The organism is Streptomyces sp. GC420 (genome assembly GCF_009916105.1).
Taxonomy (GTDB): domain Bacteria; phylum Actinomycetota; class Actinomycetes; order Streptomycetales; family Streptomycetaceae; genus Streptomyces.
Genome location: NZ_JAAAXQ010000405.1, coordinates 1 through 6587, shown reverse-complemented (window position 1 = coordinate 6587; position 6587 = coordinate 1). Strand labels below are relative to the sequence as shown.

8 protein-coding genes and 3 tRNA genes are annotated in these 6587 nt (G+C 68.3%); 8 read left to right on the top strand and 3 right to left on the bottom strand.

The window, feature by feature from the left end; genetic code table 11:
• From GUY61_RS32500 to GUY61_RS32465, 8 genes are all read left to right on the top strand, one after another.
• Nucleotides 1-381: hypothetical protein (locus GUY61_RS32500; RefSeq protein WP_166633914.1), on the top strand; the 381-nt coding region annotated here is incomplete at its 5' end.
• Between the two features lie 23 nt (nt 382-404).
• The gene (locus GUY61_RS32495; protein ID WP_166633913.1) at nt 405-590 is read left to right on the top strand and encodes a hypothetical protein; all 186 of its coding nucleotides are present in this window, start codon (nt 405-407) and stop codon (nt 588-590) included.
• A 90-nt stretch (nt 591-680) separates the two neighbouring features.
• Nucleotides 681-1583 (top strand): bifunctional DNA primase/polymerase, encoded by a 903-nt coding sequence (locus GUY61_RS32490; protein ID WP_166633912.1) that lies wholly within the window; start codon nt 681-683, stop codon nt 1581-1583.
• A complete protein-coding gene (locus tag GUY61_RS32485) occupies nt 1580-1939 on the top strand; it encodes a hypothetical protein (protein WP_166633911.1) in 360 nt (119 codons plus the stop codon). Before GUY61_RS32490 ends, GUY61_RS32485 begins: the two co-directional genes overlap by 4 nt.
• Nucleotides 1936-3114 carry a DUF3631 domain-containing protein gene (locus GUY61_RS32480; RefSeq protein ID WP_166633910.1) on the top strand — a complete coding sequence of 393 codons (1179 nt, stop codon included), beginning with the start codon at nt 1936-1938 and terminating at the stop codon, nt 3112-3114. Before GUY61_RS32485 ends, GUY61_RS32480 begins: the two co-directional genes overlap by 4 nt.
• A 172-nt stretch (nt 3115-3286) precedes the next feature.
• Nucleotides 3287-3484, top strand: coding sequence for a helix-turn-helix domain-containing protein (locus GUY61_RS32475; protein ID WP_166633909.1), 198 nt, complete (start codon nt 3287-3289; stop codon nt 3482-3484).
• Nucleotides 3484-4686, top strand: coding sequence for a site-specific integrase (locus tag GUY61_RS32470; protein ID WP_166633908.1), 1203 nt, complete (start codon nt 3484-3486; stop codon nt 4684-4686). Before GUY61_RS32475 ends, GUY61_RS32470 begins: the two co-directional genes overlap by 1 nt.
• Nucleotides 4687-5248: 562 nt before the next feature.
• Nucleotides 5249-6070: a hypothetical protein gene (locus GUY61_RS32465; protein WP_166633907.1), complete on the top strand. Its 822-nt coding sequence runs from the start codon at nt 5249-5251 to the stop codon at nt 6068-6070.
• Nucleotides 6071-6248: 178 nt separating this feature from the next.
• Here the strand turns inward: GUY61_RS32465 and GUY61_RS32460 are convergent.
• From GUY61_RS32460 to GUY61_RS32450, 3 genes are all read right to left on the bottom strand, one after another.
• Nucleotides 6249-6322 (bottom strand) — tRNA-Phe (locus GUY61_RS32460).
• A gap of 23 nt (nt 6323-6345) precedes the next feature.
• Nucleotides 6346-6420, bottom strand: a tRNA-Asp gene (locus tag GUY61_RS32455).
• A gap of 37 nt (nt 6421-6457) precedes the next feature.
• Nucleotides 6458-6530, bottom strand: a tRNA-Glu gene (locus GUY61_RS32450).
• Between the last annotated feature and the right edge of the window lie 57 nt (nt 6531-6587).

The window sequence follows — 6587 nt, the reverse complement described above, 5'->3', positions numbered from 1 at the left end:
GTCCCGGTCCAGCCGGGCACCGTCCCGGCCCCGGTCGCGGTGCAGACGGTCATCCTGCCCGACGGCCGCACCGTCACCGGCTACACCCCCACCGCGCCGCCCGCCGCGGCCCCGGTGGCCGAGCAGCGGCCGGCCGTCTCCCGCACGGCCGTGAACATCGCCCTCGGAGGCATCGGGTTCGCCGCCGTCTGCGGCGGGCTGTTCCTGCTGACCGCGTTCATCACCGCGCTCGCCGCGTTCATTCAGCAGCTCGTCATCCTCGCCGCCGTCATCTTCGGCGGCTGGATCGCCGCCCAAGTCCTCGGCACCGGCCACGGCGACGGCGGCACCGTCGTCAACATCCGCAAGGCCGTCTTCAAGCGCAACCACTTCCACGGCTGACCCCGACCCGAGAGGAACCCCGCGTGTTCGACATCCGCATCATCTGCGACCCCGCCGACGAACCCGACATCACCCAAGCGCTGACCGACGCGTTCGACTGCGACCCCATCCACGTCCGCCCCGCCCGCGACGGCTACCGCATCCGCCTCTACACCAAGGCGTTCCACCCCGACCCCGCCACGCTGCCGGACGACAAACCCGACGCCTAACGACGCCGAGGGCGGTCCCCCTCTCACGCCAATGAAACCGGGGCCGCCCTCGTCACCCAGCACCCAACAAGTGAACTGGAGACATCCAGCATGACCTATGACCACCGTTCCACGCTGCTGCGCGCAGCGCTGGACACCGCCGCCCGCGGCTGGCCGGTCATCCCGCTGCGGCCCGGCGGGAAGCGGCCCGCCGGGCACGGTGAGGAGCGCTGCCCCGGCACCGGCCGCTGCGCGGCCGGGCACCGCACCCCCGAGCAGCGTGCCACCACTGACCCGCACGTGATCCGGGCGGCGTGGGCGCTGCGGCCGTGGAACGTCGCCGTCGCCACCGGCCCGGCCGGGCTGCTCGTGGTCGACCTCGACACGCTCAAGCCGAAGGACGAGAAGGGGACGCCTTGCGGCGCCACTTCCTTCAAGGCGCTCTGCGAGCGCGCCGGGCACGCCGTCCCCGCGACCTACCGGGTGCGGACCCCCAGCGGCGGGCAGCACCTGTACTTCACCGCCCCGGACGGGGCGCGGTTGAAGTCCACTGCGGGGCGGCTCGCACCGAAGATCGACACCCGGGCGTGGGGCGGCTACGTCGTCGCCCCCGGCAGCACCACGGCCGCCGGGGCGTACGAGGTGGCCGACCCGTCCCCGGTTGCCCCGCTGCCCGGATGGCTCGCCCGCCTGCTCGCCGAGCGCACCGCGCCCACCGTGCGGCCGGTCGTCGCGGTGCCGCGCGACGCGTCCCGGGTCGCTGCGGTGGCGCTGGAACGCGAGTGCGCCACCGTCACCGCGACCGGTGAGGGCGGGCGGAACAGCACGTTGTACCGGTCCGCGCTGAAGGTGGGGCGGTTCGTCGCGTGGGGCGACCTCCCCCGGCACGTGGTGGAGGAGGCCTTCCAGGCGGCGGGGGAGTCGACGGGACTGCCGCCGGCCGAGTGCCGCACCACCATCCGCAGCGCACTGGACTGGTCCGCCCGCACCGCCCGCACCCGGGAGACGGCATGAGCCCGGAAACCTCCCCCCGCCTGGAAGGCCCCACCACAACCACCCAGCAGCCCCGCCCCGCCGAACCCGGCCCGGCCATGCACGGCTCTGGGCGCCCGAGGGGCGCCGCCCGTCAGGGCGTCCCCATTGCTGTTCGCCCTGACCCGCGCCCGGCCGACGGACGCCACCCCGTCGCCTGGCTGCACGTGGCCGCACCCGGCCGCAGTGCGATCCCCACCGCCACCTCGAAGTGCGCCTGCGGACGCGACCGCAGCGCCGTCGGCCGCCGCAGGGTGGCCGCCCTCGTGGCCGAGCACGCGGATCACCGGGCCGTCTGCCCGCTCCGCACCAACCAGGAAGGAAGGACCGCCGCATGACCGAGCCCGACACGACGACCCCGGCCGCCATCGACGGGGCCGCGCTGCTGAACGAGGTGGAAGCCTTCCACCGCCGCTTCAACGTCTTCCCGCTGGAAGCCGCCTACGTCGCCGTCACCCTGTGGGACGCGCACGCCCACCTGCTCGACTGCTTCGACTCCACCCCGCGGCTCGCGTTCCTCTCCCCCGAACCGGGGTCGGGCAAGTCACGGGCGCTGGAAGTGGTCGAAACGCTTGTGCCGCGCGCCATGGCGGCCGTGGACGCGTCCGCGTCCGCGCTGTTCCGCTCCGTCTCTGGGATCGACGGCGGACGGCCGACCATCCTCTTCGACGAGATCGACACCGTCTTCGGCCCGAAGGCGGGAGACAACGAGCAGCTCCGCGGGTTCATCAACGCCGGTCACACGCGCGGCCGGGTGATGTACCGGTGCGTCGGGGACGGCTCCAACCAGCAGGTGCAGGGCTTCCCCTCGTTCTGCGCCGTCGCGGTCGCAGGACTCGGCTCCCTGCCCGACACGATCCTGACCCGCTCCGTCATCATCCGCATGCGCCGCCGCGCCCGGAACGAGAAGGCCGAGCCCTTCCGCACCCGCATCCACGTCCGGGAGGGCAACGCCCTGCGCGACCGGCTCGCCAAGTGGGCCGAGACCGTGCAGGAACGCGTGACCGACGCCTTCCCCGAAGTCCCCGAAGGGGTCACCGACCGCCCGGCGGACGTGTGGGAACCACTGCTCGCCGTCGCGGACGCCGCCGGTGGCGACTGGCCCCGCCGGGCCCGGCAAGCCTGCCTGACCCTGGTGAAAGCCTCGCAGTCCAACGACAAGGGCAGCCTCGGCATCCGCCTGCTGACCGACCTGCGCGACCACGTGCTCATCGGCATCGACCGGCTGCCCACCATCGCCATCCTCGACCGGCTCAACTCCCTCGACGACGCCCCGTGGGCCGACCTCGACGGCAAGCCGCTCGACAACCGGCGCCTGTCCCGAATGCTCAGCGAGTACATGACCGCCGACAACGAGCCGATCCGCTCGCGGAACATCCGCACCGCCGGCGGAGTCCTCAAAGGCTTCCACGCCGTCGACCTCGAAGACGCATGGGCCCGCTACTGCCCTCCCCCCAGGGCCGCTACATCCGCTACACCGCTACAGCCCAGCTCAGAGCCCTTGAATCTGTAGCGGCAAACCCAGATGTAGCGGCTACGGCCCGCACCCCCGAAACGGCCGTAGCCGCTACATCCGAACCGTCCGCTACAAAAAACCACCCGCTGACCTGCGATGTAGCGGCGTAGCGGATGTAGCGGACTTCCCAGAAGGGGACCGGGGTCCCCGCACTCCCTTGGAGGACGCAGTGAGTTCCGCCCTGCCCACAACGCATGAGGCTCTGAAGGTCCCCGAAGTCATGAAGGCGCTGAGGCTCAGCCGCAGCAAGGTCTACGACCTCATCCGCTCGAAGCAGCTCCCCAGCTTCACCGTCGGCCGTTCCCGCCGGATTCCGGCCGACGCGCTCCACACGTTCATTCAGCAGCAGATCCAGGAGGCAGCCTGATGGCGAAGCGCGCCAACGGCGAAGGCAGCATCACGATCCGGAAGGACGGCACGTACCACGGCCGCGTGTTCGTGACGACGACCAGCGGCATCCGTAGGCGCGTCTCCGTCTACGGCAAGACCCGCGAGGAGATCCGGCAGAAGATCACCGAACTCCAGGCGCAGGAGAACAAGGGCGTCCCGACGCCGGACACGAACATGAACCTGGAGCAGTACCTCACGTACTGGCTGGCTCGAGTGGTGAGCGTCCACCGCCGACCGAAGACCTACCAGGGATACGAGAGCGTCGTCCGGGTCCACCTCATCCCCGGGCTTGGGAAGAAGAAGATCCGAACGCTCCGGGCCGCTGAGGTTCGCAGTTGGCTCGCCCGAGTGGCCGCCGAATGTCAGTGCTGCAAGCACGGGCTCGACAAAGCCCGGCCGGAACCGAAGTGCTGCGCGGCGGGGGAGTGCTGCAGGTCGGTCCTCTCGCGCCGGATGGTGCAGTCCATCCATGCCGTGCTGCGGAATGCGCTCCAGAACGCCGTACGGGAAGAACTGATCGTGCGGAACGTCGCCCAGCTCGTGCAGGTCCCCACACCCTCGTACGGCACAGGGAAGGGGCTCAGCGTGGCCGAGGCCCGGCTACTGCTCCGGGAAGCGCGAGCGGATCGTCTGTACGCCCTCTACGTCCTCGCGCTCGTCATGGGCATGCGCCGCGGTGAGCTGCTGGGGCTCCGGTGGGACGCGGTGAATCTCGAACGGGAGAGCCTGATCGTGGAACGGTCGCTGCAACGGGTTCAAGGGGAGCTGATGCTCGTGGCGCCCAAGACGGTCTCCTCGGTCCGCACGATCCCGCTACCGCCGATCGTCGTGGAGGCGCTTCGCGAGCACCAGGAGCGGCAGGCGCAAGAGCGCGCGGCGGCCGGCATCGAATGGCGGGAGCATGGGCTCCTGTTCGCGTCCCGGATCGGGACGCCGCTGGAGCCGGACAACCTCCGCCGGTCCTGGCACCCACTGCGGAAGCGGCTCGGGCTGGAGCTCCGCTTCCATGACCTTCGTCACTCCGCCGTCTCGCTGCTGCTCGACCTAGGGGTGCCGCCGCACACGGTGCGGCAGATCGCCGGGCACAGCGACATCGGGGTGACCATGAAGGTGTATGCCCATGCCTCGCTCGACGAGCAGCGGAAGGCGCTGAACCGGCTCGGAGAGCAGCTTTCCTGACTACGATCGGACGCGAGAGTGTCTGGCCCGCTGAAACGCTCCCTCCTCCTCGGGAGGGAGCGTTTCATTTCGGAAGGGCTTTTCCGGAGCGCGTTATGAGAGATCCAGGAGGATCGGTTACTGCGGAATCGGCTCTTCTGTGTAGCGGTGTGCGACGGAGATCACCGGCTTAGCAAGAGCCCGCGGGCGACCGCCAACACGAGGCGCCGACCGCCACTGGCCGTGATGAGGACCGTTGCGCCAATTCCTCCGCAGCCCAGCAAGAGGGTGAGGATGTCAGTGGTCTCCTTGCCCGTGCATGCCAGCACGGTGCCTGCGAGCACGAAGGAAACGATCAAGAGGGAGTGAGGCATTCCGTATCGAGTGGTTGCCTGCTCCCCGACCGTGCTATCTGGCGTAGAGGGACCGTGCTGCGTACGGTGGGGCATGACAAGTCTCCATGACATGGTCGATCAGGGCCCCCACGCTTGGTTCTTTCCGGGACGCAGCGTGGGGGCTTCGGTCAAGGCAACTCTGAACCGCGTGGCCGAAGAGGTTCCAGGCGGATCTATAACTGCAGCAGATGATCATGGAGGTCGCGTTGAGGGCGATCGGGTTGACACTTGCTAGTCAAGCGATCGACGACTACATGGGCTTCGCCTACTCGGCGCAGCAGCAAGCCGAGGAAATCCGTAGTTGGGCTCGTCGGCACGGCCACGAGGTCATCGCGGTGTCCGATGCCTACTCCCCTGGAATGTTAAGTCGGGCAGAGTCCGCATTAGAGCAGGGGAACGTAAAATTGGTCGTCCTGTCATCCGATCGATTGGCGGACTTTTTTCCGTCTCCCTATTATTTTGAAATCTTGTCGCGGCTTTGTTACGCGCCGTTCACGGGTCGGGTTGTTGCTGCCGACACTAACGTGGTCCTGCGGATTGAAGAGCGGCAGCAGGTGGCGGAAGAGCTGTGGCGGGCTGCGCGGGGGAGGGTTCTGGAGTGGGACGATGAAATGGAACGTCTTCCTCCACGAATTGACTTAATGAAGAACGGGCGACGCCGCAAGTACGAACAGGGAGGTTATGCGTATGGTGCGCCTCCGTACGGGTGGGTTGCTGTTGAAGGAGGCCTCGCCCCAGATTCACGCGAGCAAGAGGCCCTTGCTCGCGCGCGGGAGCTCCGGGATCAGGGCTATACGTTGAGATCCATTTGTGAAGTCCTGGATGCCGAACGTCATCTCACCCGCAGCGGCAGACCCTGGTCTTCTGGGGCGCTGAGCCGGATCTTGGATCGTCCACCCCCGCGGCCGGAGAGTGTTGTACCCATCGACATCATCCCCTCGCCTCGGCATCGTGACGGCTCTCGTGGCAGAGGTCGACTGAAGCTTCGCGACATGGGGGAAGCACCTTAAAAGGCGTTGCCCTGCCAGTTTGTGTACGTTGCGGTAACCATGATCGACCCGCGCTCCCCGTTGGGGGCGCGGTGTCGACGAGCGTCGCTCTCACTGTTGGCGTACGCGTTGGCGTACCGACATGAGCACAGCCTCACCGAAGATCTGCGGTGAGGCTGTTTGCCCAGATGGGCGAAGGTGGCTGGGGCCGGGGTCGAACCGGCGACCTTCCGCTTTTCAGGCGGACGCTCGTACCAACTGAGCTACCCAGCCATGCAGCTCTCGCGAGCTGCCAGCGGTCCTGACGGGATTTGAACCCGCGGCCTCCACCTTGACAGGGTGGCGAGCACTCCAAACTGCTCCACAGGACCAAGCTTTGTGCGAGAACAGTCTCGCACAGGTTGAGCGTGCCCCCAACGGGATTCGAACCCGTGCTACCGCCTTGAAAGGGCGGCGTCCTGGGCCACTAGACGATGAGGGCTGATGGCCCGCCTGGGCGCTTTGCAGCGCGTCGGGGACGTGAGAAGCATATGGGATG

What these genes read in the sequence shown, in the direction of transcription:
- GUY61_RS32490 (WP_166633912.1), top strand. Translation starts at nt 681, where the DNA reads ATGACCTATGACCACCGTTCCACGCTGCTGCGCGCAGCGCTGGACACC.
- GUY61_RS32485 (WP_166633911.1), top strand. Translation starts at nt 1,580, where the DNA reads ATGAGCCCGGAAACCTCCCCCCGCCTGGAAGGCCCCACCACAACCACC.
- GUY61_RS32480 (WP_166633910.1), top strand. Translation starts at nt 1,936, where the DNA reads ATGACCGAGCCCGACACGACGACCCCGGCCGCCATCGACGGGGCCGCG.
- GUY61_RS32470 (WP_166633908.1), top strand. Translation starts at nt 3,484, where the DNA reads ATGGCGAAGCGCGCCAACGGCGAAGGCAGCATCACGATCCGGAAGGAC.
- GUY61_RS32465 (WP_166633907.1), top strand. Translation starts at nt 5,249, where the DNA reads ATGATCATGGAGGTCGCGTTGAGGGCGATCGGGTTGACACTTGCTAGT.